The sequence below is a fragment of the Streptomyces sp. NPDC094147 genome, from assembly GCF_044764265.1.
Classification (GTDB): domain Bacteria; phylum Actinomycetota; class Actinomycetes; order Streptomycetales; family Streptomycetaceae; genus Streptomyces.
In genome coordinates this window covers 179,332-206,278 of record NZ_JBIWHT010000004.1, presented here as the reverse complement: position 1 = coordinate 206,278, position 26,947 = coordinate 179,332, and the positions used below count along the sequence as shown (strand labels likewise).

Here is a 26,947-nt window from a genome sequence, read left to right as displayed (position 1 = left end):
CTGTGATTCCCATACCTGCGGCTTTTCAGCCGCCCGAGAGCACCCGCACCAGATCCTCGGCCGTCCGGCACCGGTCCAGCAGCGCCTTCACGTGATTACGCGTTCCGCGTAGGGGCTCCAGGGTTGGCACCCGCTGGAGCGAGTCGCGGCCCGGCAGATCGAAGATCACCGAGTCCCACGAGGCCGCCGCGACGTCGTCCGCGTACTGCTCCAGGCAGCGGCCGCGGAAGTACGCCCTGGTGTCCTCGGGAGGCTTGGTCTCGGCCCGTACGACCGCGGGCTCCTCCAGGAGCCGCTTCATCCTGCCGCGGGCCACCAGACGGTTGTACAGGCCCTTCTCGGCCCGCACGTCGGCGTACTGGAGGTCCACGAGGTGCAGCCGGGCCGCGTCCCAGCCGAGGCTGTCACGGCGGCGGTAGCCCTCCATCAGCTCGCGCTTGGCGATCCAGTCGAGCTCGCCCGCCAGACTCATCGGGTCGTTCTCCAGCCGGTTCAGGACGTCCTCCCAGCGGCCGAGGACGTCGACGGTCTGCTCGTCGGCGTCCGCCCCGAACCGCTCCTCGACGTACTTGCGCGCCAGCTCGAAGTACTCCATCTGAAGCTGCACGGCGGTCAGCGTGCGGCCGCTGCGCAGGGTGACCAGGTGTTGCAGTGCGGGGTCGTGCGAGACCTGGTGGAGGGCGCGGACCGGCTGGTCCACGGCCAGGTCGACATTGATGAACCCGTCCTCGATCATGGACAGGACCAGGGAGGTCGTGCCCAGCTTCAGGTAGGTCGAGATCTCCGAGAGGTTGGCGTCGCCGATGATGACGTGCAGGCGGCGGTACTTCTCGGCGTCGGCGTGCGGTTCGTCGCGGGTGTTGATGATCGGGCGCTTGAGGGTCGTCTCCAGGCCGACCTCGACCTCGAAGTAGTCGGCGCGCTGGCTGATCTGGAAGCCGTGCTCGTGACCGTCCTGGCCGATGCCGACGCGGCCGGCGCCGGTGATGACCTGGCGCGAGACGAAGAACGGCGTCAGATGGCGCACGATGTCCGAGAAGGCGGTCTCCCGCTTCATCAGGTAGTTCTCGTGCGTGCCGTACGAGGCGCCCTTGTTGTCGGTGTTGTTCTTGTACAGGTGGATCGGCTGGGCGCCGGGGAGTTGGGCCGCGCGTTCGGCGGCCTCGGCCATGATGCGCTCGCCTGCCTTGTCCCACAGGACGGCGTCGCGGGGGTTGGTGACCTCCGGTGAGCTGTACTCGGGGTGTGCGTGGTCCACGTACAGCCGCGCCCCGTTGGTGAGGATGACGTTGGCGAGGCCGATGTCCTCGTCGGTCAGCTGGCTGGAGTCGGCGGCCTCGCGGGCGAGGTCGAAGCCGCGGGCGTCCCGCAGCGGGTTCTCCTCCTCGAAGTCCCAACGGGCGCGGCGCGCCCGGTGCATCGCCGCCGCGTAGGCGTTGACGATCTGGGACGAGGTGAGCATGGCATTGGCGTTCGGGTGGCCGGGGACGGAGATCCCGTACTCCGTCTCGATGCCCATTACTCGCCGTACGGTCATGCGGCCCTCCTTGCCCGGCGGCGCTCCCCCGCGGGAGCGGCGCTCAAGTACCGCTGGTTCTCCGGTGCGTGTGCGGTGCCCGTCCCCGCACTGCGCGACTCGGCGGTACCGAAGAGCCTAGAACGCCTTTGCGCTGGTGGGGAGATCAATTCCGTCATTGCTCTTGCCTGCTGATGGCCTGAAAAGCAGTAGGCTGCGGATGCCCGCCCCGGGCATCCGCAGCCGGCCTGCCTTTTACAGGTATTGACCGGTGTTGGCCACCGTGTCGATGGAGCGTCCGGTGTCCGCGCCCTGCTTTCCGGTGACGAGGGTGCGGATGAATACGATCCGCTCGCCCTTCTTTCCGGAAATCCTGGCCCAGTCGTCCGGGTTGGTGGTGTTGGGCAGGTCCTCGTTCTCCTTGAACTCGTCCACGCAAGCCTGGAGGAGGTGGGAGATCCGGAGACCCTTCTGGTTCTGGTCGAGGAAGGCCTTGATGGCCATCTTCTTGGCCCGGTCCACGATGTTCTGGATCATGGCGCCGGAGTTGAAGTCCTTGAAGTACAGGACTTCCTTGTCGCCGTTGGCGTACGTGACTTCGAGGAAGCGGTTCTCCTCGGTTTCCGCGTACATCTGCTCCACCACGGACTGGATCATTCCGTGGGTGGTGGCGTCGGCGTCTCCGCCGTGTTCGGCGAGGTCGTCGGTGTGCAGCGGCAGCGAGGACCTGAGGTACTTGGCGAAGATGTCCTTGGCCGCCTCCGCGTCCGGACGCTCGATCTTGATCTTCACATCGAGCCGGCCGGGCCGCAGGATCGCGGGGTCGATCATGTCCTCGCGGTTGGAGGCGCCGATGACGATGACGTTCTCCAGGCCCTCCACGCCGTCGATCTCGGCCAGCAGCTGCGGGACGATGGTGTTCTCCACGTCCGAGCTGACGCCGGATCCGCGGGTGCGGAAGAGGGATTCCATCTCGTCGAAGAAGACGATGACGGGGGTGCCCTCGCTCGCCTTCTCCCGGGCACGCTGGAAGACGAGGCGGATGTGCCGCTCGGTCTCGCCGACGTACTTGTTGAGGAGCTCGGGGCCCTTGATGTTGAGGAAGTAGCTCTTCCCCGCGGGCTGGCCGGACACCTCGGCGACCTTCTTGGCAAGGGAGTTGGCGACCGCCTTCGCGATCAGCGTCTTGCCGCAGCCGGGCGGTCCGTAGAGCAGGATGCCCTTCGGCGGCCGCAGTTCGTGCTCCTTGAAGAGGTCGGGGTAGAGGTAGGGAAGTTCGACCGCGTCGCGGATCAGCTCGATCTGGTTGCCCAGTCCGCCGATCTTGTCGTAGTCGACGTCCGGCACCTCTTCGAGGACGAGCTCCTCGACCTCGCTCTTGGGGACCACTTCGTAGACGTAGCCGGACCTGGGTTCCAGCAGGAGCGCATCGCCGGGGCGGATGGTGATGTCCAGGAGCGGCTCGGCGAGCCTCACCACCCGTTCCTCGTCGGTGTGCCCGACCACCAGGGCGCGCTCGCCGTCCTCAAGGATCTCCTTGAGGGTGACGATGTCCCCGGCACGCTCGAACTCCATGGCCTCGACCACGTTGAGCGCCTCGTTGAGCATGACTTCCTGGCCGCGCCGCAGTTCGTCGAGTTCGACACTGGGGCTGACGTTCACCCGGAGCTTGCGGCCCCCGGTGAAGATGTCGGCGGTGCCGTCCTCGTTGGACTGCAGGAAGACACCGAAGCCGGCCGGCGGCTGCGCGAGCCGGTCGACCTCCTCCTTGAGCGCCACGATCTGGTCGCGGGCCTCGCGGAGCGTGTTGGCGAGCCGCTCGTTCTGTGCGGACACGCCCGCCAGATTGGTCTGCAGCTCGACGATCCGCTCCTCGAGAATCCTCGTATGACGCGGAGAGTCGGCGAGCTTGCGTCGCAGGACGGCGATTTCCTGCTCTAGATAGGCAACCTGGCCGGCTGGGTCCTCAGACCCCCGCCCGGGCCGGATGCCGCGGTTGATGTCGTCGTCGTGGGCTGCCACGGTCCTCACCTCCTCCAAGGGGAGCTGGACGCTTCCTGACCCTACCTGGGCTGGTGGTGATTGAAACCCCTAGATCACAAAGACTCCGGGGTGTGTCCGATCTTCACCCTTGCGCTCTCCCTCACGCCAGGGGAATACCCACCCAACAACATCGGAAAGCGGGCGGTTGTTATCGTCGAGTGGGCCAACACCCGTCAGGGCTGGCATCGATTGATTCACTCGCGCAGGAACGGCAGGCACATGAACGAGGCTCTCGAGGTCTGGATCGACCAGGACCTGTGCACCGGCGACGGCATCTGCGTCCAGTACGCGCCCGAGGTCTTCGAGCTGGACATCGACGGACTCGCCTATGTGAAGAGCTCCCAGGACGAGTTGCTGCAGACTCCGGGGGCCACAACACCCGTACCGCTGCCGCTGCTCCAGGACGTGGTGGACTCCGCGAAGGAGTGCCCGGGAGACTGCATTCACGTACGTCGGGTTTCGGACAGCGTCGAGGTGTACGGGCCCGACGCGGAGTAGGCGCAGGGTTACCGGCCGCTACGCGCAGTGGCCTTGGGGGCGCAGCCCGGTGGCCCTGAGGCTCAGGGCCAGGCGGCTTTGCGGCTCAGACGCCCAGCGCGGCGGCCTGGGTCGAGCGGATGAACTTCCCGCCCTGCCAGCGCCACTTGACCTGCTGGCGCAGGTCGGGCTCGTAGCGCGGCACGTCGTCGGAGGAGTAGCCGAGCAGCGTCGCCGTCACCGCGCCGTTCCGCACGACGAGGTCGGTGACGGTCTGCTTCTCCTTGGGGTCGACGAGCGTCGCCACCACGCGAGGCGGAGCCCCCTCGACCGCGCCCCGTGTGAGTACGTAGACGCCGCTGGGCGGGGTGCCGCCGCCGGCCCGGCAGTGCGCGACGGCCACCGTCTCCGGGACGCCGTCGCCGTCGAGGTCGCCGGAGGACTTCTTCTCCACCACCGAGCCCGCGGTCCCGCACCGGAGCGGGAGGACGACCGCGCCCGGGTCGGGGGCGGCCTGCGTCGTGAGGGGTGCGCCGTGCTCGCGGGGTGTCTGGGAGGCCTTGGCCGCATCGGGCTGGAGGAAGCCGGCGAGGGCCACTACGGCGGCCATCGCGGTGGCGGTGGCGATCCAGTGGACGGGGCGGGCATGGGTGTGCGCGAGCTCAGGGACGGCGGCATTCTGCACGCGGGAGGTCTCCTGTGGGGGCGGTGCGGGTGGTGGGGGTGGCCAGCATCGTGCCACACGTCACAGGCGGGCGGAACACTGGGGCAACAGCTCAACGTAAAGGCGCCGCCGCCGAGTTCCCGGGTCGGTCCGGGAACTCGGCGGCGGCGCCGGTTCGTTGTACGGGGCCAGAACTGGGGTCAGTCCTTGTTGGGGCCCTCGTAGTCGTCGCCGTACGCGCCCTTGGCCGGGCGGCGGCGGCGCATCGGAGGCTCCACGCCGTCCGCGAGGCGGCGGGCGGTCACCAGGAAGCCGGTGTGGCCGATCATCCGGTGGTCGGGGCGGACGGCCAGGCCCTCGACGTGCCAGTTGCGGATCATCGATTCCCAGGGCTGCGGCTCGGCGAAGCAGCCGATCTCCCGGATGGACTCGACGGTGCGCGAGAGCTGGGTGGTGGTGGCCACGTAGCAGCAGAGGATGCCGCCGGGGACGAGCGCCTTGGAGACGGCGTCCAGGCACTCCCAGGGGGCGAGCATGTCCAGGATGACGCGGTCGACGTCGGTGTCCGAAAGGTTGTCCTGGAGGTCGCCGACGGTGAGCTGCCAGGCGGGGTGCGGGCCGCCGAAGTAGCGCTCCACGTTCTGCGTGGCGATCTCGGCGAAGTCCTCGCGGCGCTCGTAGGAGTGCAGCATTCCGTGGTCGCCGATGGCGCGCAGCAGGAAGGCGCTCAGCGAGCCCGAGCCGACCCCGGCCTCCACGACGCGGGCGCCGGCGAAGATGTCGGCGAAGGCCAGGATCTGCCCCGCGTCCTTGGGGTAGACCACGGCGGCACCGCGGGGCATGGACAGGACGAAGTCGGGGAGCAGGGGGCGCAGCGCGAGGTAGGCGACGTTTCCCGTGGTACGGACAACACTGCCCTCGGGAGCACCGATCAGCTCGTCGTGCGGGAAGGAACCCTTGTGGGTGTGGAAATTCTTCCCGGCTTCGAGCGTGAACGTGTAGTGGCGTCCCTTGGGGTCGGTGAGCTGGACCTGGTCCCCGACCTTGAAGGGCCCGCGACGGCGGGCGGCACCGGTCGGTTCGGACATACGACCAGAGTACCGGCCGTACGAGGCCCCGAACGCCACGGCCGCCGCAGGGCGGCGCCGCCGGACACCCCCTAGCTGCCCGGCCGCGCCATGGCCGCTACGAAGGCCTTCTCGACATCCGCGGCGGACAGCACGCCATAGATCTCCCCGGTCTCCTCGACCACGAGGTACTCGGTGGCCGGGGTGGCCCTGAGCAGGTCGAGCAGGGGTTCGCCCGCGAGTTCGGCGGGGACCCGCATGCCGTCGGTGAGCTCCTGGGCGAGGCCGCTGACGGCGACCCAGGGCCGGCGGTGTTCGGGCACGCCGACGATGGCGGCCTCGCGGACCAGCGCGGTCGGGTCGCCGTGCCCGTCGACCACGACAAGGGCGCGAGCCCCGGCCTCGTTGGCGCGGCGCAGCGCCTCGGAGAGCGGGGTGGCGGATTCGACCGGCACCGCGCGCCGGGTGAGCGTGCGGGCGCGCAGCTCGGGGAGGTGTTCGCGCAGCCGGGCCATGCGCAGGCTGTTGCCGGCGCCGGTCCAGATGATCGCGGCGAGGATGGCGGCGAGCAGCGCGTCGGTGACGGTGTCCATGCCGCTGACCTCGTCGGGCGAGTTGCCGAGGGCGCCGGTCTGGGTGAGCAGCGGCAGGCCGATGAGGACGCTGACGGCGAGGGCGCGGCCGACCCAGGCGGCGGCGACGGTGCCGCTCATGGGCTTGCCGGTGATCTTCCACACGACGGCGCGGAGCATCCGGCCGCCGTCGAGGGGGAGGCCGGGCAGCAGGTTGAAGCCCGCGACGATCAGGTTGGAGATCATCAGGCCGGCCAGCAGCACCCCGGGGACGGTGCCGGGCTCGACGGTCTTCATGCCGAGGTAGAAGAGCCCGGACAGGACCAGCGAGAGCAGCGGGCCGACGAAGGCGAGGACGAATTCGCGGCCCGGGGTCTCGGTCTCCTTCTCGATCTCGGAGACGCCGCCGAAGAACTGCAGCTGGATGCGGCGCACCGGCAGCTGGAAGCGGAGCGCGGCCACCGTGTGGGCGAGTTCGTGGACCAGCACGGAGGCGTAGAAGGCCACCGCGAAGAAGAGCGACACCAGGTAGCGGGCGGCGCCGAGTTCGGGCAGCACCCGGTCGAGCTGGCCGCCGAAGACCCAGGTGATCAGGGCGGCGACCAGGAACCAGCTCGGGGCGACGTAGACGGGCACGCCGAAGGGGCGGCCCATCAGGAGGCCGCCGCCGGGCCCGGAGCGGGGCGGCTTGCCGTTGCCGGAGGCGGCGCCCGGGTTCTTGTCCTTGGCGCCGGACCGCGGCCGTTCGCGCTTGCCGCTCTCGCCGCTGTCTTCCACGGGTTCCCTTCGTCGGTACGATGTCTGCCCCGGGGAATCTGCCCCGGGAGCCCGTCCGGACTCTCCTCGTCCGGTCGAATGTTCGCTGCATGGTGCGATGTCACGATCATGCAGGGTGAGGGCTCCTGCCGTCGATGGTATTCCGCTCGCTGTCAGTGGCGGGTCGTAGGGTCTGTGTCATGAGTACGAGCACCGGTGGGGCCACGGCCGCCCAGCAGCCCACGTCGCTGTCGCCGTCGCGGGCGAACGACTTCATGCAGTGCCCCTTGCTGTACCGGTTCCGGGTGATCGACAGACTCCCCGAGAAGCCGAGCGAGGCGGCGACGCGGGGGACGCTGGTGCACGCCGTCCTGGAGCGGCTCTTCGACGACCCGGCGGCCGAGCGCACCGCGCCGCGGGCCAAGTCGATGATCCCCGGGCAGTGGGACCGGCTCCTGGAGTCGAAGCCGGAGCTCACCGAGTTGTTCGCCGAGGACGCGGAGGGCGAGCGGCTCGCGAAGTGGCTGGGCGAGGCGGAGCGGCTGGTGGAGCGCTGGTTCTCACTGGAGGACCCCACCCGGCTCGAACCGGTGGAGCGCGAGTTCTTCGTGGAGACGGAGCTGGAGTCGGGGCTGCGGCTGCGCGGAGTCATCGACCGCGTCGATGTGGCGCCGACCGGCGAGGTGCGCATCGTCGACTACAAGACGGGCAAGGCCCCGCGGCCGGAGTACGCGGAGGGCGCGCTCTTCCAGATGAAGTTCTACGCCCTGGTGGTGTGGCGGCTGAAGCAGGTCGTGCCGCGCAGGCTGCAACTGGTGTACCTGGGCAGCGGCGATGTGGTGACGTACGACCCGGTCGAGGCCGATCTCGTTCAGGTGGAACGGAAGCTGCTCGCGCTGTGGGAGGCGATCCGGCTCGCCACCGAGACGGGTGACTGGCGGCCGCGGCCCACCAAGCTGTGCGGCTGGTGCGACCATCAGGCGGTCTGCCCCGAATTCGGCGGGACTCCCCCGGTATACCCGCTGTCCATCGTCCCGGCCCCGGAATCGGCAGGCTGAGTTCCAGCGGGGCCCGCGCCCGGGGGCGATCCCCGGGCGGCACGGCCGCCTCGGCCCGCGCCCGGCCGAACCCACCGTGATTGAGCAGGGCAGAATGGGCCCGGTCCAGCAATCCCGATGAGGAGTACCCGTGGCTATCCGCGTCCTACTGGTCGATGACCAGCCGCTGTTGCGCACCGGTTTCCGGATGATCCTGGAGGCCGAGCAGGACATCGCGGTGGTCGGCGAGGCCGGTGATGGTCTGCAGGCCCTCGATCAGGTCCGGGCGCTCCAGCCCGATGTGGTCCTCATGGACATCCGGATGCCCCGGATGGACGGGGTGGAGGCGACCCGGCAGATCAGCGGCCCCGGCAAGGACGGCCCCGCGAAGGTGCTCGTACTGACCACCTTCGACCTGGACGAGTACGTGGTGGAGGCGCTGAAGGCGGGGGCCAGCGGGTTCCTCCTGAAGGACGCGCCCGCCCATGAGCTGGTGCAGGCGATCCGGGTGGTCGCGGCCGGCGAGGCGATGCTCGCGCCGTCGATCACGCGCCGGCTGCTCGACAAGTACGCCGACCATCTGCCGTCCGGCGAGGAGCCGGTGCCGGACACGCTGCACACACTGACCGACCGCGAGGTCGAGGTGCTGAAGCTGGTGGCGCGCGGGCTTTCCAACGCGGAGATCGCGGCGGACCTGTTCGTCAGCGAGACGACGGTCAAGACGCATGTCGGACACGTGCTGACGAAGCTGGGGCTCCGGGACCGGGTGCAGGCGGCGGTGTACGCGTACGAGAGCGGACTGGTGCGGCCCGGCGCGCAGTGAGGGCGGGGTCGCTCCCCGAGCTTCCGGGGCCCGCGGCGGAGCCGCTGATGGGCACAGCGCCCCCGGATGCCCGCTCCTCAATCTCCCCCAAGGCCCAAAGGGCCAGGGGGACCCCCATCAGAGGCTCCGATCCTCAGCCCCCGGTGCTCCGTGCTCAGCCCTTCTTGATCTCCCAGAAGCGGAAGACCGTCGACGCGTCCAGCGTCCACTCCAGTCCGGTGATGCCCGTACGGGCCACCGCGTACTGCTTGCCCTGCCACAGCGGGAGGACCGGGACCTCGTCGGCGACGATGTCCTGGAGCTGGGCGAACTGGGCCTCCGTGGTCGCGCGGTCGGCGGTGCCCGCGGTCGCCGGGAGGATCTCGTCGGTGATCTGCTTGTTGGCGTAGTTGTTGGACAGCACGTTGCCCTTGCCGAAGAACGGCAGCGTGAAGTTGTCCGGATCCGGGAAGTCGGGGACCCAGCCCTTCACGTAGACGCCGTACTTTCCGGCCTCGACGTCCTTCTCGTACTGCGTGAACTCCACCGACTTCACGTCCACGTCGAACAGGCCGCTCGCGTTGAGCTGACCGGCGATCGCCTTCAACTCCTCGTCGGTGGACGGTCCGTAGCGGCTCGGCGTGGACCACAGGGTCAGCTTCACCTTGCCGGTGATGCCCGCCGAGTGCAGTGCCGCCTTCGCCTTGGCGGGCTGGGGGCTGTCTCCGTACAGGTCGAAGAAGGCGGTGGTGTGGGCCGTGATGCCGCTCGGGATGACCGAGTACAGCGGGCTCGCGGTGGACGAGTAGACGGTGCGCACCAGGGCCTCGCGGTCCACGAGGTAGGCGATCGCCTTGCGCACGCCGACCTTGCCGGCGACCGGGTCCTTCATGTTGAAGACCAGGTCCTGGACCTCGGCGCTGGTGCCCTCGACGACGTTGACGCCCTGCTTGTCCGCGGTCGGCGAACTCTGCAGCGCGGCGGTGTCCTTGGCGGACAGGCCTCGGTAGGCGAGGTCGATGTCGCCCTTCTCCAGCGCCTGGGCCAGGGCCTTGCGGTCGCCGTGGAAGAGCTTCATGGTCAGGCCGGAGTTCTTGGCCTTGACGGTGCCCCGGTAGGAGGAGTTGACCGAGAAGACGGCCTGCTTCTCGCCGAAGGAGTCCAGCTTGTAGACGCCGGAGCCGACGGCCTTGCCGTCGCTGCGGAGCTTACCGGCCGGGTACTCCTTGTGGTCCACGATGGAACCGGCACCGGAGGCGATCTTGCTGGGGAAGGTCGCGTCCGGGACCTTGAGGTGGAAGACGACCGTCTTCTCGTCCGGGGTGTCGATCTTGCCCAGGGTGGTGAGCATCGGCGCCGGGCCGCTGGCGTCGTTGATCTTCAGCACCCGCTCGAAGGAGTACTTGACGTCCTCCGAGGTGAGCTTGTCGCCGTTGCTGAAGGTGAGGCCGGGCCGCAGGGTGCAGCGGTAGACCGTGGAGCCGCCCTTGTCAAAGCTGCACGCCTGGGCGGCCTCCGGCTCCGGCGTCGAACTGCCCTTGGGGAAGCTGAGCAGCGACTGGAACACGTTGTTGAACAGCAGCCAGGATCCGGGGTCGTAACCCGAGGCGGGGTCGGTGGCCAGGATGTCGTCGGACATCCCCATGACCACCGAACCGCCGCCGCCCGACGAGCCGTTGCCGTCCTGCTGGGAACCGCAGCCGCTCAGGAGACCGGCCGCCACGCCTGCCGCCAGCGGCATCGTCAGCCATCGGTTCCGCATCTTCACGTACACGTGCCTCACAGTCCTACCCACGGAAATTGCCGGCCGGCACGGAAGGGATCGCGGCCGGGTCGTACGTCAGCTCTTGCCCCGCCCGAGCTCCCAGAGCTGCAGGTTGGACGAGGAGTTGATGGCCCATTCGGTGCCGGTGATGTCGGTGCGGGCCGCGACGTACTGCTTGCCCTGCCACAGCGGGAGGACCGGGACGTCGTTGGCGACGATGTCCTGGATCTGCTCGAAGGACTTCGAGGCCTGGTTGCGGTCCGCGGCCACCCGGGACGCCGGGATCAGCGTGTTGCGGATCTCGTCGTTGGCGTACGGGGTGTTGAGGAAGTTGTCCTTGCCGAAGAACGGCGCGATGAAGTTGTCCGGGTCCGGGAAGTCGGGGAACCAGCCGAGTCCGTAGACCGCGTACTCGCCCTTCTTCTGCGCCGGGCGGAACTTCGACCACTCGGTGCCCTGGATGGTGGTGCTGAACAGGCCGGTCGAGTTCAGCTGCTCGGAGAGGACCTGGAACTCGTTCTCGGTGCTGGAACCGTAGTGGTCCTTGGTGTAGTTGAGGGTGAGCTTGACCGGCGTCGGGATGTTGGCGGCCTTCAGAATGGCCTGGGCCTTGGCCTTGCTCGCCTCGCCGTACTTGTTGAAGAACGAGTTGGTGTGGCCGGCGATCGAGGTGGGGATCAGCGAGTACAGCGGCTCGGCGCTCGGGCCGTACACCTTGGAGGCGAGCGAGCTGCGGTCGATGGCCTGGGCCATCGCCTGGCGCACCGCCTTGTTCTTCACCGACGGGTCCTCGGTGTTGAAGCCCAGGTAGCGGATCTCCAGGCCGGGCATCTCGACCAGGTTGATGTCCTTGCTCGGGCTGACCGACATCTGCTGGATCTGCCCCGGCGTCATGGCTCGGGTCATCATGTCGATGTCGCCCTTGCCGAGCGCGGTGCCCATGGCCTCGGCGGTCGGGAAGGAGCGCAGCTCGACCTTGTCGTTGGAGAGCTTCAGGTCACCCTTGTAGTTGGGGTTCTTGGTGAAGGTGAACTTCACCGCCTGGTCGCCCTTGAGCTCGGCCTTGAGCTTGTACGGACCCGAGCCGTCGATCTCGAAGCCGTTCCGGAGCTTCTTCGGCTCGTACTTGGCCTTCGGCACGATCGCGGCGGCGGGCGTCGCGAGCTTGTACGGGAAGGTGGCGTCCGGCGTCTTCAGATGGAAGACGATCTCGGTGTCGCCCTTGGTCTCCATCGTGTCGATGTTGTCGAGGAGACCGGCCGGGCCGTTGTCGTCGTTGATGGCGATCACGCGCTGGATGGAGTACTTGACGTCGTCGGCGGTCACCTTGGTGCCGTCGGCGAATTCGAGGCCGCTGCGCAGGGTGCAGCGGTAGCTCTCGTTCTCCTTGTCGGTGAAGCTGCAGGACGATGCCGCGTCGGGGACGGGCACGCCGCCGCCGCGCGGAACGTGGACCAGCGACTGCGTGGTCTGCCGCATCACGTTCCAGATGCCCGTCTCATAGGCGTGCGCCGGGTCGAGCGGGGCAGGGGCGTCCTTGGTTGCCACGAACTGGTCCGTGGTGCCCACGACGATGGCCTTGCCGCCGCCTCCCCCGCTCGCCGATCCGCCGCAGGCGGCGAGTACGGGAGCGAGCAGGCCCACTACGGCCGGCAGCACCAAAGTCTTGCGGTTCATCCTGGACGATCTCCCTTGTCCGGCACTTGGGGGTACAGCTGTGGCGGGACACTCCACCGCGGCCGCCCGTTCGGGGCGGGGCGATCGGGCCGGGTATGTGCGATCGGACCTGCGCTCCTGGTCGCTTGGTGTGCGGCTGGGGCAGATGAGGGTGCGGCGAAGTTCTCGCGACGAGATTAGTGGGCGCCGCGCGAAAAGCAGGAACTGGCTCTGGTGCACAGGGAATCAAGCGGCGCGCAGAAATAGCGGCCCGCCGATATCGGGGTACCGGAATGTTTCGTACACGAGATCACCAATCGGGACACAAGGGCACCTCCGGGGGCCCTGGATGCACCGGTCCGGACCCCTGTCGACCCCCTGCGGGGTGATGAACGTCACCACCGGGGCCCCTTTGACAGGGTGTGAATTCGCCTCGGGGACGTCACGGAAAATGAACGCGCGGCTGCGATGAGTTTCCACCGCATTCATCGGAGCACGCTCGGTGTCCGGGTCAGTTCGCCCGGGTGATCAAGGTCCGCAGAAAGGCCAGGTCGACCTCTTCGAGCGAGCCGACCACGACCCGGCCCGCGGCGGCCTCGATGGGGGCCACCGACGGCACCGCGACCACCCGGCAGCCGGCCGCCTCGGCGGCGGCGACGCCGGTCGCGGTGTCCTCCACGACCGCGCACCTCGCCGGGTCGGCGCCGAGCCCGCGGGCCGCGAGGAGGTAGGGCTCGGGGTGCGGCTTGGTCTGGGCCACCTCGTCGCCCGCGACGGTCAGGGCGAAGTTGGCCGGGCCCAGCGATTGCACGATCCGGTCGATGATGCGGCGGTGCGAGGCGGAGACCAGGGCGGTGGGGATGTTGTGGGCGGCGAGCTCGCTCAGCAGCCGGGCGGCGCCCGGCATCAGCGGCACCTCGCTCCCGATGCGCTGCTCGAAGCGCTCGTTGAGCAGTACGGTCAGCTCGGCCAGCGTGATGTCGGCGCCGGTGGCCTCGATGAGGAAGCCCGCGCTGCGCGTCATCGGGCCACCGACCACCACATGGCGCCATGACTCGTCCAGGGTGTGCCCGAGGCCCGCGAAGACCTCCCGCTCGGCATCCCACCAGAAGCCTTCGGTGTCGACGAGGGTGCCGTCCATGTCGAGGAAGACGGCCTGAAGGGGGGAGCCTTCGGCCATAAGGGTCATGGCTGCGGGGACCGTACTGGTCATCCGGCACACCTCCTGGAGGGACGAGAAGGCCGGTCGCCTTCCCCAGCTGGGAAAAGCGACCGGCCTTTACTGGGCCGACCAGTGTACGTCCGGCCCGCTGAACGCGCGTTGAATTTCCGCCCCCGCCCCGTCAGCGGGCGTTGAAGTACTTGGCTTCGGGGTGGTGGATGACGATGGCGTCGGTGGACTGCTCGGGGTGGAGCTGGAACTCCTCGGAGAGGTGGACGCCGATCCGCTCCGGTTCGAGCAGCTCGGCGATCTTCGCCCGGTCCTCCAGGTCGGGGCAGGCCCCGTAGCCGAGCGAGAAGCGGGCGCCGCGGTACTTCAGCGCGAACATGTCCGCCACGTCCGAGGGGTCCTCGCCCGCGAAGCCGAGCTCGGAACGCACCCGGGCGTGCCAGTACTCGGCGAGGGCCTCGGCCAACTGGACGGACAGGCCGTGCAGTTCGAGGTAGTCGCGGTAGGAGTTGGCCTCGAAGAGCTCGGCGGTGGCCTCGCCGATCTTCGAGCCGACCGTGACCACCTGGAGCCCGACCACGTCGACCTCGCCGGACTCCTCCGGGCGGAAGAAGTCCGCCAGGCACAGCCGGCGGCCGCGGCGCTGGCGCGGGAAGGTGAAGCGGGTGCGCTCGGAGCCGTCCTCACCCAGCAGGATCAGGTCGTCGCCCTTGGACACGCAGGGGAAGTAGCCGTAGACGACGGCCGCTTCGAGCAGGTTGCGGGTGTGCAGCTGCTCCAGCCAGCCGCGCAGCCGCGGCCGGCCCTCGGTCTCGACGAGCTCCTCGTAGCTGGGGCCGCCCGCGCGGGCCTGCTTCAGCCCCCACTGGCCCTTGAACAGGGCGCCCTCGTCCAGCCAGGACGCGTACTCCTTGAGACCGATGCCCTTGATGACGCGGGTGCCCCAGAACGGCGGGGTGGGCAGCGGGTTGTCGGTGGCCACGTCGGAGCGCACCGCGCCCTCGGGCTCCTTGGCCTCCAGGACCGCCGTGTCGCGCTGGGCGACGCGGCGCTGCTTGAGCTCCGGCAGTACGGCGCCGGGGACTCCGCGCTTCACCCCGATGAGGGCGTCCATGAGGCGCAGGCCCTCGAACGCGTCGCGGGCGTAGCGGACTTCGCCCTCGTAGATCTCGTGCAGGTCCTGCTCGACGTAGGCCCGGGTCAGTGCCGCGCCGCCGAGGATGACCGGGTACTCGGTCGCCAGCTTGCGCTGGTTCAGCTCCTCCAGGTTCTCCTTCATGATCACGGTGGACTTGACCAGCAGGCCGGACATGCCGATGACGTCCGCGCGGTGCTCCTCGGCGGCTTCGAGGATCGCCGAAACCGGCTGCTTGATACCGAGGTTGACCACGTTGTAGCCGTTGTTGGACAGGATGATGTCGACCAGGTTCTTGCCGATGTCGTGGACGTCTCCCCGGACGGTGGCGAGCACGATGGTGCCCTTGCCCTCCGCGTCGGACTTCTCCATGTGCGGCTCCAGATGGGCCACCGCCGCCTTCATGACCTCGGCGGACTGGAGCACGAACGGCAGCTGCATCTGGCCCGAGCCGAAGAGCTCGCCGACCACCTTCATGCCGGCGAGCAGGGTGTTGTTGACGATGTCCAGGGCTGGGGTGTCCTGGAGGGCCTCGTCCAGGTCGGCCTCCAGGCCGTTCTTCTCGCCGTCGATGATGCGGCGCTGGAGGCGTTCGTCCAGCGGCAGCGCGAGGAGCTCCTCGGCCTTGCCCGCCTTCATCGACTTCATGTTGACGCCCTCGAAGAGCTCCATGAGCTTCTGCAGCGGGTCGTAGCCCTCGGCGCGCCGGTCGTAGATCAGGTCGAGGGCGACCTTGACCTGCTCCTCCTCCAGACGCGCGATGGGGAGAATCTTGCTCGCGTGCACGATCGCCGAGTCGAGCCCGGCCTTGACGCACTCGTCCAGGAACACGGAGTTGAGGACGACCCGGGCGGCCGGGTTCAGGCCGAAGGAGATGTTGGACAGTCCGAGCGTGGTCTGGACGTCCGGGTGGCGGCGCTTGAGTTCGCGGATCGCCTCGATGGTGGCGACGCCGTCGCCCCGGGACTCCTCCTGGCCGGTGCAGATGGTGAAGGTCAGGGTGTCGATGAGGATGTCCGACTCGTGCACCCCCCAGTTGCCGGTCAGGTCGGCGATGATCCGCTCGGCGATGGCGACCTTGGTCTCGACGGTACGGGCCTGGCCCTCCTCGTCGATGGTCAGCGCGATCAGCGCCGCGCCGTGCTCGACGGCCAGCTTGGTGACCTTCGCGAAGCGCGAATCGGGTCCGTCCCCGTCCTCGTAGTTGACCGAGTTGATGACGGCGCGCCCGCCGAGCTTCTCCAACCCGGCCTCGATGACCGGCAGTTCGGTGGAGTCCAGGACGATGGGCAGCGTGGAGGCGGTCGCGAAGCGGCCGGCCAGCTCGGCCATGTCGGCCACGCCGTCCCGGCCCACGTAGTCGACGCAGAGGTCGAGCATGTGGGCGCCCTCGCGGATCTGGTCCCGGGCCATCTCCACGCAGTCGTCCCAGCGGCCCTCCAGCATGGCCTCGCGGAACTTCTTGGAACCGTTGGCGTTCGTCCGCTCGCCGATCGCGAGGTAGGAGGTGTCCTGGCGGAACGGCACCGTCTGGTAGAGCGAGGCGGCGCCCGGCTCGGGGCGCGGATCGCGCACGCCCGGCTCGACGTCCCGGACCCGCTCGACGACCTGCCGCAGGTGCTCCGGGGTCGTTCCGCAGCAGCCGCCCACCAGGGACAGGCCGTACTCGCGGACGAAGTTCTCCTGCGCGTCGGCCAGGCCCTCGGGGCCGAGCGGGAAGTGGGCGCCGTCCCTGGTGAGGACGGGCAGGCCCGCGTTCGGCATGCACAGGAGCGGGATGCGGGAGTGGCGGGTGAGGTAGCGCAGGTGCTCGCTCATCTCGGCGGGGCCGGTCGAGCAGTTCAGGCCGATCATGTCCACGCCGAGCGGTTCGAGCGCGGTCAGCGCGGCGCCGATCTCGGAGCCAAGCAGCATCGTGCCGGTCGTCTCGAACGCCAGGGAGCACAGCAGCGGCAGGTCGGCCCCGGCCGCCTCCATCGCGCGGCGCGCTCCGAGGATGGCCGCCTTCGTCTGGAGGAGGTCCTGGGTGGTCTCCACGATCAGGGCGTCCGCGCCGCCGGCGATCAGGCCCTCGGCGTTCGCCTGGAAGCCGTCGCGCAGCGTGGTGTAGCCGATGTGGCCGAGCGTCGGCAGCTTCGTACCGGGGCCCATGGAACCCAGGACCCAGCGCTGCTGTCCGCTCGACGCGGTGAACGCGTCGGCGACCTCGCGGGCGATCCGGGCGCCGGACTCGGAGAGCTCGAAGGTGCGCTCCGCGATGTCGTACTCGCTCAGCGCCGTGTGGTTCGCGCCGAAGGTGTTGGTCTCCACGCAGTCCACGCCGACCGCGAAGTACGCCTCGTGCACCGAGCGCACGATGTCGGGCCGGGTGACGTTCAGGACCTCGTTGCAGCCTTCGAGGTCCTGGAAGTCCTCCAGGGTCGGGTCCTGCGCCTGCAGCATGGTGCCCATGGCGCCGTCGGCCACCACCACCCGGGTGGCGAGCGCCGCACGGAGGGCGTCGATACGGGTCCGGCTGTCAGCGGAAGGGGTCGGCAACAAGGCCATGGATGTGCTCCCTGGAGTGCGACGGCTGTCGGCTTTGCGCCTTCCGGAGGGAGGGCGCACGCCGCCAGCGTAACCGGGTGAGCCGGGGCGCCGCTCAGGTGTATCAGGGGGCGGACGGCCCTCCGGCGCCTGTGGGGAGGGGCTCGGGCACCCGTCCGATAAGGAGCGAGGGTTGGCACTCGCGGTGACACAGGGTCGACAACGGCCGATACTGTTCAGCATTGTCGAACCAGTCGATTCGGAACCGGCCGCTTCAGCGGCGACAGCCGGTTCAGCAGTGCCCGAAAGGGAGGGAGCGCGATGGCGCGCAACATCCAGTCGCTCGAACGGGCGGCAGCCATGCTGCGGCTGCTCGCGGGGGGCGAGCGACGGCTCGGCCTGTCCGAGGTGGCCTCCGCGATGGGTCTGGCCAAGGGCACCGCGCACGGCATCCTGCGGACCCTGCAGGCCGAGGGCTTCGTGGAGCAGGATCCGGCCTCGGGCCGCTACCAGCTGGGGGCGGAGCTGCTGCGTCTGGGCAACAGCTACCTGGACGTCCACGAGCTGCGCGCCCGCGCCCTGGTGTGGACGGACGACCTGGCGAGGTCCAGCGGCGAGAGCGTGTACGTGGGGGTGCTGCACCAGCAGGGCGTGCTGATCATGCATCACGTCTTCCGGCCCGACGACAGCCGCCAGGTCCTGGAGGTGGGCGCCATGCAGCCGCTGCACTCCACGGCCCTGGGCAAGGTGCTCTCCGCGTACGACCCGGTGGCGCACACCGAGGCCGTGGAGAACGCGCACGAGGCGTTCACGCCGCGCACGGTCACGCTGGCGGAGGACTTCGAGGAGCTGCTCGACCTGACCCGGGCGCGCGGCTGGGCCTCGGACATCGAGGAGACCTGGGACGGCGTCGCCTCGGTGGCCGCGCCCATTCACGACCGGCGCCGGATGCCGGTCGGCGCGGTGGGCGTCACGGGCGCCGTGGAGCGGGTCTGCCAGGGCGGCGAGGTCCGGCCCGAGCTGGTGGCGGCGGTACGGGACTGCGCCCGCGCGGTCTCGCGCGACCTGGGCGCCGGCCGCTTCTAGCGGGCCGGTGGCGGCGGCCCCGTAGCAGTACATGATCTTGGCCGTCGAACCGGGGCCTGGTTTGTCGATTCGTACCAGGTGGTAACGATCAGGGATTCCGGCCACCGAAGTCTTGACGTCGCGTTGACCCGGGGGAAAACTGCCGGTCAACGGTCGGCATTGTCGAACACCTACCGGCAATACGAGTTAGAGTGTGACAACGCCATGGGCCGGCAGCTCTCAGCCATTGAGGGCGCGGATCACCGGAGGGACCCGGTGCTCTGCCTGTTGGGGTTTCCCCCTGGACGAAGGACAAAGGAGTCGCGGATGTCCAGCCACGACATCTTCATCGGCGAGACCATCGGTACCGCCGTTCTCATCCTGCTGGGCGGTGGCGTGTGCGCCGCCGTCACGCTGAAGCGCTCGAAGGCGCGGAACGCCGGCTGGCTCGCGATCACCTTCGGGTGGGGCTTCGCGGTGCTGACCGGTGCGTACATCTCCGCACCGCTCTCGGGTGCCCACCTCAACCCCGCGGTGACCCTCGGTCTCGCGATCGAGGGCGGCACCCAGTGGAGCGACGTCCCCGTGTACCTCGGTGGACAGCTGCTCGGCGCCATGCTCGGCGCGGTGCTCGTGTGGCTCGCCTACTACGGCCAGTTCCACGCGCACCTCACCGACCCCGAGATCCTGGACGACGGCAAGTCGGTCGAGGCCCGCGAGAGCGCGGCGGGACCGGTGCTCGGCGTCTTCTCGACCGGCCCGGAGATCCGCCACACGGTGCAGAACCTGGTCACGGAGATCATCGCCACCACCGTCCTGGTCCTGGCCATCCTGACCCAGGGCCTCAACGGCGACGGCAAGGGCCTCGGCGTCATCGGTGTGCTGATCACCGCGCTCGTCGTGGTCGGCATCGGCCTCTCGCTCGGCGGCCCGACCGGTTACGCCATCAACCCGGTCCGCGACCTCGGCCCGCGCATCGTGCACGCCCTGCTGCCGCTGCCCAACAAGGGCGGTTCGGACTGGCGCTACGCCTGGATCCCGGTCGTCGGCCCGCTGATCGGCGGCGCGGTCGCCGGTGGCATCTACCACATCGCCTTCGCCTGACGAGACGCACCGCGCCCCCCTTCGGACTTCCCAGGAGCACCCCATGAGCGACACGCACAGCACCGGCCCGTTCATCGCGGCCATCGACCAGGGCACCACCTCCAGCCGCTGCATCGTCTTCGACAAGGACGGCCGGATCGTCTCGGTCGACCAGAAGGAGCACGAGCAGATCTTCCCCAAGCCGGGCTGGGTCGAGCACGACGCCGCCGAGATCTGGACCAACGTCCAGGAGGTCGTGGCCGGCGCGATCGAGAAGGCGGGCATCACCGCCGCCGACGTCAAGGCGATCGGCATCACCAACCAGCGTGAGACCACGCTGCTGTGGGACAAGAACACCGGCGAGCCCGTGCACAACGCGCTCGTCTGGCAGGACACCCGCACCGACGCGCTCTGCAAGGAGCTCGGCCGCAACGTCGGCCAGGACCGCTTCCGCCGCGAGACCGGCCTGCCGCTCGCGTCGTACTTCGCGGGCCCGAAGGTGCGCTGGCTGCTCGACAACGTCGAGGGCCTGCGCGAGCGCGCCGAGCGCGGCGACATCCTCTTCGGCACCATGGACTCCTGGGTCATCTGGAACCTGACCGGCGGCACCGACGGCGGTGTGCACGTCACGGACGTCACCAACGCCTCGCGCACGCTGCTCATGAACCTGCACGAGATGGCCTGGGACGACAAGATCCTCTCCTCCATGGAGATCCCGGCGGCCGTGCTGCCCGAGATCCGCTCCTCCGCCGAGGTGTACGGACACGCCAAGGGCGGCGTCCTGGACGGCATCCCGGTCGCCTCCGCGCTCGGCGACCAGCAGGCGGCCCTGTTCGGCCAGACCTGCTTCTCGGAGGGCGAGGCCAAGTCCACCTACGGCACCGGCACCTTCATGCTGATGAACACCGGTGACAAGCCCGTCAACTCCTACAACGGCCTGCTGACCACCGTCGGCTACCAGATCGGCGAGCAGAAGCCGGTCTACGCCCTCGAAGGCTCCATCGCCGTCACGGGCTCGCTCGTCCAGTGGATGCGCGACCAGATGGGCATGATCAAGACCGCCGCCGAGATCGAGACCCTGGCGTCCTCGGTCGAGGACAACGGCGGCGCGTACTTCGTACCGGCCTTCTCCGGCCTGTTCGCCCCGTACTGGCGCTCCGACGCCCGCGGTGTGATCGCCGGTCTGACCCGGTACGTCACCAAGGCGCACATCGCGCGCGCCGTCCTTGAGGCCACCGCCTGGCAGACCCGCGAGATCACCGACGCCATGACGAAGGACTCCGGCGTCGAGCTCACCGCGCTGAAGGTCGACGGCGGCATGACCTCCAACAACCTGCTGATGCAGACCCTCTCGGACTTCCTGGACGCCCCCGTGGTGCGTCCGATGGTCGCCGAGACGACCTGCCTCGGCGCCGCCTACGCCGCCGGTCTGGCCGTCGGCTTCTGGCCGGACACCGACGCGCTGCGCGCCAACTGGCGCCGGGCGGCGGAATGGACCCCTCGCATGGACGCCGACCAGCGTGACAGCGAGTACAAGAACTGGCTCAAGGCCGTCGAGCGGACCATGGGCTGGATCGAGGACGAGGAGTAATCGACATGACCACCCTGCAGAGCGTCCCTGCCCTTGGGACGCACCCGGCCTCCGGTTCGACTGTGTCTTCTTTCAAAGCAGCGAGCCGCGCCGAAACACGGGAGCAGCTCTCCAAGGCGACGTACGACCTCCTGGTGATCGGCGGCGGCATCCTGGGCATCTCCACCGCCTGGCACGCCGCGCAGTCCGGACTGCGGGTGGCGCTGGTGGACGCCGGTGACTTCGCCGGCGCCACCTCCTCCGCCTCCTCCAAGCTGCTCCACGGCGGTCTGCGCTACCTGCAGACCGGCGCGGTGAAGCTGGTCGCGGAGAACCACTTCGAGCGGCGTGCGGTGTCCCGTCAGGTGGCCCCGCACCTCGCCAACCCGCTCACGTTCTACCTGCCCGTGTACAAGGGCGGCCCGCACGGCGCCGCCAAGCTGGGTGCCGGCGTCTTCGCCTACTCGGCGCTGTCCGCCTTCGGCGACGGCGTCGGCCACCTGCTGTCCCCCGCGAAGGCCGCGGCGGACGTGCCCGAGCTGCGTACGGACAACCTGAAGGCCGTGGCCGTGTACGGCGACGACCAGATGAACGACGCCCGCATGGCCCTGATGACGGTCCGCGCCGCCGTCGAGGCCGGCGCGGTCGTCCTCAACCACTCCGAGGTCACCGGCCTGCGCTTCACCAAGGGCCGGGTGACGGGCGCCGACCTCAAGGACCGGCTGTCCGGCGAGGAGTTCGGCGTCAACGCGCGCCTCGTCCTCAACGCGACCGGCCCCTGGGTCGACCACCTGCGCAAGATGGAGGACCCCGACTCGGCTCCCTCCATCCGTCTCTCCAAGGGCGCGCACCTCGTCCTCAAGCGCACCGCCCCCTGGAAGGCCGCGCTGGCGACCCCGATCGACAAGTACCGCATCACCTTCGCCCTGCCCTGGGAGGACATGCTCCTGCTCGGCACCACCGACGAGGAGTTCGAGGGCGACCCGGCGGACGTCCGCGTCACCGAGGCGGACACCGCGCAGATCCTGGACGAGGCTGCGTTCTCCATCCGCGACCAGCAGCTGTCGCGCGATCTGATCACGTACTCCTTCGCGGGTCTGCGGGTCCTGCCCGGCGGTCCCGGCGACACCTCGAAGGCCAAGCGCGAGACGGTCGTCACCGAGGGCCGCGGCGGCATGCTGTCGGTGGCCGGCGGCAAGTGGACGACCTTCCGCCACATCGGCCGTACGGTGATGAAGAAGCTGGAGCAGCTGCCGGGCCGCCCGCTCGGCGACTACGCCGAGGGTTCTGTGCCCATCTCCCAGCTGCCCGGCAAGATGCCGCTGCCCGGCATAGCCAACCCGCGCGCCGTCGCCCACCGCCTGATGGTGGACGGCCCGGCACCCGGTCCGCGCATGTCGGCCGACACCGCCAAGCACCTCGCCACGCACTACGGTTCGCTGTCCTTCGACATCGCGCGCCTGGCCAACGAGGACGCGGCGCTCGCCGAGCGCATCCACCCGGACGCGCCGGAGATCTGGGCGCAGGTCGTGTACGCCCGTGACCACGAGTGGGCCGAGACGGCGGACGACGTGCTGCGCCGCCGTACGACCCTGACGATCCGGGGGCTCGCCACGGACGAGATCCGCGGCAAGGTCGACGACCTGCTGAACAAGAGGATCTGACGGTACGTCACACGTGGTGAGGGGCGGCTTCCGCGAGGGAGCCGCCCCTTTCGCGTACCCCGCGACCACCGGGAACGCATAATGGGCCCCATACATCGGATGTATGGAGGAGGCCGTCCATGGCTGTCACCGACGAGGCCATCGAGAAGATCAAGGAAATGATCGTCTCCGGTGCGCTGCGCCCCGGCGACCGGCTCCCCAAGGAGAGCGAACTCGCCGCCGAGCTCGGCCTGTCGCGCAACTCGCTGCGCGAGGCGGTGCGGGCGCTGTCCCTGATCCGCATCCTGGATGTGCGCCAGGGCGACGGCACATACGTCACCAGCCTGGACCCGCAGCTCCTCCTGGAGGCGATGAGCTTCGTCGTGGACTTCCACCGCGACGACACGGTCCTGGAGTTCCTCGCGGTGCGCCGCATCCTGGAGCCGGCCGCGACGGCGATGGCGGTGTCGCGGATCACCGAGTCCGAACTCGACGCGCTGTCGGCCCAGTTGGACGCGCTGGGGGCGGCGCCGTCGGTGGAGGAACTGGTCGCCGCGGACCTGGAGTTCCACCGGGGCATCGTGGCGGGGTCGGGGAACTCGGTGCTCTGCTCCCTGCTCGACGGCCTCTCCGGCCCGACGACGCGGGCCCGCATCTGGCGCGGGCTCACCCAGGAGGACGCGGTGAGCCGCACGCTGCACGAGCACCGGGCGATCCTCACTGCCCTGCGGGACCGGGACGCGGAGGCGGCGCGGTCCTGGGCGACGGTGCACATCGCGAGCGTGGAGCAGTGGCTGAGGTCCACGTTGTGACCCCGCGGGGTTGGGCTACGTCTGCTTCTCGCCGCTGGCGAAGCGGCTGATCACCAGGGCCACGATGATGATCGCCCCGTTCAGGAACTGGTTCCACAGCGCCGGGACGCCGCCCAGCGTCATGACGTTGACGACCAGTTGAAGGGTCAGGACACCGGTCAGGGCGCCGAACAGCGTGCCCCGGCCGCCCTTCAGGCTGATCCCGCCGATCACCGCCGCCGCGAAGACCTGGAAGATCCACCCGCTGCCCTGGCCCGCCGCCACCGACCCGTAGTGACCCGCGTACAGGACCCCCGCGAAGGCGGCGAGCAGCCCGCCGAGCGCCAGGACGATCCAGGTCACCCGGTCGACCCGGATGCCGGCCGCGCGGGCCGCCTCCGCGTTGCCCCCGATCGCGTACAGCGCCCGCCCGTGCCGCAGCCACGCGAGACCCGCGCCGCCGGCCGCGAAGAGCGCGAGGCAGATCCAGACCGCGGCGGGCACCCCGAGCCAGTCCGTCATGCCGAGGTAGCGGAAGGACGGCGGCATGTCGATGATGGCCCTGCCCTCGGTGATGCCGGTGTGCAGGCCCCGCAGCATCGTCAGCATGCCGAGCGTGGCGATGAACCCGTTGACGTTCAGCTTCAGCATCAGAAAGCCGTTGAACGCGCCGATGGCCAGGCCGACCAGGAGGCACACCGGGATCGCCGTCCAGCCGGGCAGCAGGCCGACGCCCGCGAACCGGCCGCCGGGCGCGTCCGAGGGCAGGATCAGCCACAGCGCGACGACCGGCGCGATGCCGATCGTCGACTCCAGGGACAGGTCCATGCGGCCGCAGATCAGGATGAGCGCCTCGCCGAGGACGAGCAGGCTCAGCTCGGACGACTGCTGGATGACGCTGATCAGGTTGCCCGAGGTCAGGAACACCGGCGAGACGACGAAGCCGATGACCATGAGGACCAGGATCACCGGGACGAGGGAGAAGTCGCTCCAGCGGATGCGCGCCAGGCTCCGCAGCGGGCTCGTCCCCCGCAGCTCGGCCGGCGCTTCGGTCGCCGTGTCGGTCATGGCCGTTCCCCCACTCCTTCCATGGCGGCGACCAGTTCGCGGTCGGTCCACCCGCTGTCGAATTCCGCGACGACCCGCCCGTGGAACAGGGCGAGCACCCGGTCGCACACCCTGAGGTCGTCCAGTTCGTCGGAGACGATCACCGCCGCGCTGCCTTCGTCGGCGACCCGCCGCACCACGCCGAGGAGCGCGTCCTTCGACTTCACGTCCACGCCCGCGGTGGGGCGTACCGCGACCAGCGCCACCGGCTTCCTGGCCAGCGCGCGGGCCACCACCACCTTCTGCTGGTTGCCGCCCGACAGGTCCGACACCGGCTGCCTGGGCCCCTGCGTCCTGATGTCGAGCGAGCCGATCACCGACCGGGCGAACTCCCTTGTCCGGGAGGGGAGTACGGTCCCCCACGGCCCGAGCTGATCGGTCACCGTCAGCGTGGCGTTCTCGGCGACCGAGCGGTCCGGGACCAGGCCCTGGCGGTGCCGGTCCCCGGGGATGTAGCCGATGCCCGCGTCGAGCGCGTGCGGCACGCTGCCGGGTTTCACCGGCCTGCCGCGCACCGTGACCCGCCCGGCGCTCGCTCGGCGCATCCCGACGAGGGTCTCGCCGAGCGCGGTGTTGCCGCTGGCCGCGGCTCCGGCCACACCGAGGACCTCGCCGGGGCGCACCGCGAGGTCGAGCGCCTCGAACTCCCCCTCCAGCGCGAGCCCTTCGGTCCGCAGGACCGGCTCCGTCTCCCGTACGCTCCTGGCCGCCGCCCGCCAGGAAGGCGCGGGGCCGCCCGACCGCTCGCCCGTCATCGCCGCGACCAGCTCCTCCTTGGGGAGGTCGGCGACGGAAGCGGTCAGGACCCGGCGGGCGTCGCGGTAGACGGTGACCGCGGTGCAGAGCTCGTACACCTCCTGGAGGTGGTGCGAGATGAACAGGAAGGCCACGCCCTGGCTCTGGAGTTCGCGGAGCTTGGCGAACAGGCGCTGGATGCCGCGGGCGTCGAGCTGGGCGGTCGGTTCGTCCAGGACGATCAGCCGGGCGCCGAACGAGAGCGCGCGGGCGATCTCCACGAACTGGCGCTGCTCCACCGGGAGTTGACCGGCCCGGGTGTCGGGGTCGACGTTCACCCCGTACTCCGCGAGGAGCTCCGCGGCGCTGCGGCGCAGTCGGCTCCAGCGGATCCGCCGGCCCTCGAAGCGGTTCAGGTAGAGGTTCTCGGCGACGGTCAGGTCCGGGACGACCATGGACTTCTGGTAGACGCAGGCGACCTTGGACTGCCAGGCCGCCCGGTCGCCGGGGGCCGGTGCGGGGGCGCCGCCGAAGGCGACCGTTCCCGCGTCCGGGCGGTGCAGTCCGGTGACCACCCCGACCAGGGTGGACTTCCCGGCGCCGTTGCGGCCGACGAGCGCGTGCGACTCGCCGGGCCGCACGGTCAGACCGGCCCCGTCGAGCGCGACGGTGGGCCCGAAGCGTTTGACGATGCCGTCGGCGTGCAGGGCGGGTTCGGGTGCCATGGCTAGCTCTTCTTCTGGAGCTGGTTGGCCCACAGGGACGCGTCGTCGACGTTGTCCTTGGTGACCAGCGGCGCGGGCAGCTGGTCCTCGTACCCATTCGGGATCTTGATGATGTTCGATCCGTGGTCGGTCGGGCCCTCCTTGAACGTCTTTCCGTCCAGGGCGGCCTTGGCGTAGAAGAGCGCGTACTTGGCGTAGAGGTCGGCGGGCTGGGAGACCGTCGCGTCGATCTTCCCGGCCTTGATCGCGTCGAACTCCTCGGGGATGCCGTCGTTGGAGACGATCGTGATGTGGCCCGCGGTGCCCGCCGGTTCGAGCAGGCCCTTCTGCTGGAGCAGCGCCAGGGTCGGCTGGAGGAAGACACCGCCGGCCTGCATGTAGATGCCGCCGAGGTCCGGGTTGGCGGCGAGGGTCGACTGGAGCTTGGCGGAGGCCACGTCGCCCTTCCACTCGGTGGCGAGCTCGAAGACCTTGATGCCGGGGAAGTCCTTGTCCATGCAGGACTTGAAGGCCTCGGACCGGTCGCGGCCGTTGATGGAGCTCAAGTCGCCCTGGAACTCGGCGACTTTGCCCTTGCCCTTGAGCTGTTCGCCGAGGTATTTGCAGGCCTTCTCGCCGTACGCCTTGTTGTCGGCCCGCACCACCATGTAGACGTCGCCCTTCTCGGGGCGGGTGTCGACGCTGACGACCGGGATCTTCTTCTGGTGCAGGCTCTCCAGGGTGGCGGCGATCGCGCCGGTGTCCTGCGGGGCCATGACGACGGCCTTGGCGCCCTGGTCGGTGAAGGCGGTGACATCGGAGACCAGCTTGCCGATGTCGTTCTGGGAGTTGGTGAGCGGCAGCGCGGAGACCTCGCCGGCCTTGACGCCCTTCTCGATGTACTGCTGGTAGGAGTTCCAGAAGTCGCTGTCGCTGCGCGGCAGGTCGATGCCGACCTGCCGGCCGCCCGTGCCGCCGCCGGACTCGCGGTTGCAGCCCGTGAGCACCGCCGCCGCCACAAGTACGGTGCAGGCGACGGCAGTTGTCGTACGCGCTCTCATG

Annotated in this window: 20 protein-coding genes; 8 read left to right on the top strand and 12 right to left on the bottom strand. The window is 69.5% G+C overall.

The features are described from left to right. Window positions 1-25: 25 nt before the first annotated feature. A complete protein-coding gene (gene dop, locus ACIQ8J_RS09980; protein WP_403265933.1) occupies window positions 26-1,537 on the bottom strand; it encodes a depupylase/deamidase Dop in 1,512 nt (503 codons plus the stop codon). A 234-nt stretch (window positions 1,538-1,771) separates the two neighbouring features. Further along, the gene (gene arc / locus ACIQ8J_RS09975; RefSeq protein ID WP_403265931.1) at window positions 1,772-3,538 is read right to left on the bottom strand and encodes a proteasome ATPase; all 1,767 of its coding nucleotides are present in this window, start codon (window positions 3,536-3,538) and stop codon (window positions 1,772-1,774) included. 240 nt (window positions 3,539-3,778) lie between these two features. On the opposite strand from arc, the gene ACIQ8J_RS09970 reads away from it, so the two are divergent. Then, window positions 3,779-4,057, top strand: coding sequence for a ferredoxin (locus ACIQ8J_RS09970; RefSeq protein ID WP_403265928.1), 279 nt, complete (start codon window positions 3,779-3,781; stop codon window positions 4,055-4,057). A gap of 85 nt (window positions 4,058-4,142) precedes the next feature. Here the strand turns inward: ACIQ8J_RS09970 and ACIQ8J_RS09965 are convergent, their stop codons facing one another. The 3 genes from ACIQ8J_RS09965 to ACIQ8J_RS09955 form a co-directional block, all read right to left on the bottom strand. Continuing rightward, window positions 4,143-4,721: a hypothetical protein gene (locus tag ACIQ8J_RS09965; RefSeq protein WP_403265925.1), complete on the bottom strand. Its 579-nt coding sequence runs from the start codon at window positions 4,719-4,721 to the stop codon at window positions 4,143-4,145. Between the two features lie 179 nt (window positions 4,722-4,900). After that, entirely contained in the window at window positions 4,901-5,788 is an 888-nt protein-coding gene (locus tag ACIQ8J_RS09960) for a tRNA (adenine-N1)-methyltransferase (RefSeq protein WP_053723500.1), read from the bottom strand. A 71-nt stretch (window positions 5,789-5,859) separates the two neighbouring features. After that, window positions 5,860-7,116, bottom strand: coding sequence for a site-2 protease family protein (locus ACIQ8J_RS09955; protein WP_403265922.1), 1,257 nt, complete (start codon window positions 7,114-7,116; stop codon window positions 5,860-5,862). 179 nt (window positions 7,117-7,295) lie between these two features. Here ACIQ8J_RS09955 and ACIQ8J_RS09950 point away from each other — a divergent pair, with 179 nt between their 5' ends. Both ACIQ8J_RS09950 and ACIQ8J_RS09945 read left to right on the top strand, forming a co-directional pair. Next, window positions 7,296-8,153, top strand: a complete 858-nt coding sequence (locus tag ACIQ8J_RS09950; RefSeq protein WP_403265919.1) for a RecB family exonuclease — start codon at window positions 7,296-7,298, stop codon at window positions 8,151-8,153. A 130-nt stretch (window positions 8,154-8,283) separates the two neighbouring features. After that, a complete protein-coding gene (locus ACIQ8J_RS09945) occupies window positions 8,284-8,955 on the top strand; it encodes a response regulator transcription factor (protein WP_100577075.1) in 672 nt (223 codons plus the stop codon). Window positions 8,956-9,109: 154 nt separating this feature from the next. Here ACIQ8J_RS09945 and ACIQ8J_RS09940 read toward each other — a convergent pair whose 3' ends face one another. The 4 genes from ACIQ8J_RS09940 to metH form a co-directional block, all read right to left on the bottom strand. Next, a complete protein-coding gene (locus tag ACIQ8J_RS09940) occupies window positions 9,110-10,696 on the bottom strand; it encodes an ABC transporter substrate-binding protein (RefSeq protein WP_403266590.1) in 1,587 nt (528 codons plus the stop codon). Window positions 10,697-10,774: 78 nt separating this feature from the next. After that, window positions 10,775-12,376, bottom strand: coding sequence for an ABC transporter substrate-binding protein (locus ACIQ8J_RS09935; RefSeq protein WP_403265915.1), 1,602 nt, complete (start codon window positions 12,374-12,376; stop codon window positions 10,775-10,777). 490 nt (window positions 12,377-12,866) lie between these two features. Further along, a complete protein-coding gene (locus tag ACIQ8J_RS09930) occupies window positions 12,867-13,568 on the bottom strand; it encodes an HAD family hydrolase (RefSeq protein WP_403265912.1) in 702 nt (233 codons plus the stop codon). Between the two features lie 130 nt (window positions 13,569-13,698). Further along, complete coding sequence (gene metH, locus ACIQ8J_RS09925; RefSeq protein WP_403265910.1) at window positions 13,699-17,208, bottom strand: methionine synthase; 3,510 nt, start codon at window positions 17,206-17,208, stop codon at window positions 13,699-13,701. 300 nt (window positions 17,209-17,508) lie between these two features. On the opposite strand from metH, the gene ACIQ8J_RS09920 reads away from it, so the two are divergent. The 5 genes from ACIQ8J_RS09920 to ACIQ8J_RS09900 all read left to right on the top strand — a co-directional run bounded on the left by ACIQ8J_RS09920 (window position 17,509) and on the right by ACIQ8J_RS09900 (window position 23,360). Continuing rightward, on the top strand, window positions 17,509-18,273 hold the full coding sequence (locus tag ACIQ8J_RS09920) for an IclR family transcriptional regulator (RefSeq protein WP_403265907.1): 765 nt from the start codon (window positions 17,509-17,511) through the stop codon (window positions 18,271-18,273). 306 nt (window positions 18,274-18,579) lie between these two features. Continuing rightward, window positions 18,580-19,356, top strand: coding sequence for an MIP/aquaporin family protein (locus ACIQ8J_RS09915; protein WP_403265904.1), 777 nt, complete (start codon window positions 18,580-18,582; stop codon window positions 19,354-19,356). A 43-nt stretch (window positions 19,357-19,399) separates the two neighbouring features. Then, the gene (gene glpK, locus ACIQ8J_RS09910) at window positions 19,400-20,926 is read left to right on the top strand and encodes a glycerol kinase GlpK (protein WP_403265902.1); all 1,527 of its coding nucleotides are present in this window, start codon (window positions 19,400-19,402) and stop codon (window positions 20,924-20,926) included. A gap of 5 nt (window positions 20,927-20,931) precedes the next feature. Then, the gene (locus ACIQ8J_RS09905) at window positions 20,932-22,569 is read left to right on the top strand and encodes an FAD-dependent oxidoreductase (protein ID WP_403265900.1); all 1,638 of its coding nucleotides are present in this window, start codon (window positions 20,932-20,934) and stop codon (window positions 22,567-22,569) included. 119 nt (window positions 22,570-22,688) lie between these two features. Further along, window positions 22,689-23,360 carry a FadR/GntR family transcriptional regulator gene (locus tag ACIQ8J_RS09900; RefSeq protein WP_403265897.1) on the top strand — a complete coding sequence of 224 codons (672 nt, stop codon included), beginning with the start codon at window positions 22,689-22,691 and terminating at the stop codon, window positions 23,358-23,360. A gap of 15 nt (window positions 23,361-23,375) precedes the next feature. Here ACIQ8J_RS09900 and ACIQ8J_RS09895 read toward each other — a convergent pair whose 3' ends face one another. The 3 genes from ACIQ8J_RS09895 to ACIQ8J_RS09885 are packed head-to-tail and all read right to left on the bottom strand — an operon-like array spanning window position 23,376 to window position 26,946. After that, the gene (locus ACIQ8J_RS09895) at window positions 23,376-24,407 is read right to left on the bottom strand and encodes an ABC transporter permease (protein ID WP_403265894.1); all 1,032 of its coding nucleotides are present in this window, start codon (window positions 24,405-24,407) and stop codon (window positions 23,376-23,378) included. Beyond that, window positions 24,404-25,906, bottom strand: a complete 1,503-nt coding sequence (locus ACIQ8J_RS09890; protein ID WP_403265891.1) for a sugar ABC transporter ATP-binding protein — start codon at window positions 25,904-25,906, stop codon at window positions 24,404-24,406. Before ACIQ8J_RS09890 ends, ACIQ8J_RS09895 begins: the two co-directional genes overlap by 4 nt. Before the next feature lie 2 nt (window positions 25,907-25,908). Beyond that, entirely contained in the window at window positions 25,909-26,946 is a 1,038-nt protein-coding gene (locus ACIQ8J_RS09885; protein ID WP_403265888.1) for a sugar ABC transporter substrate-binding protein, read from the bottom strand. Window position 26,947: the final 1 nt, after the last annotated feature.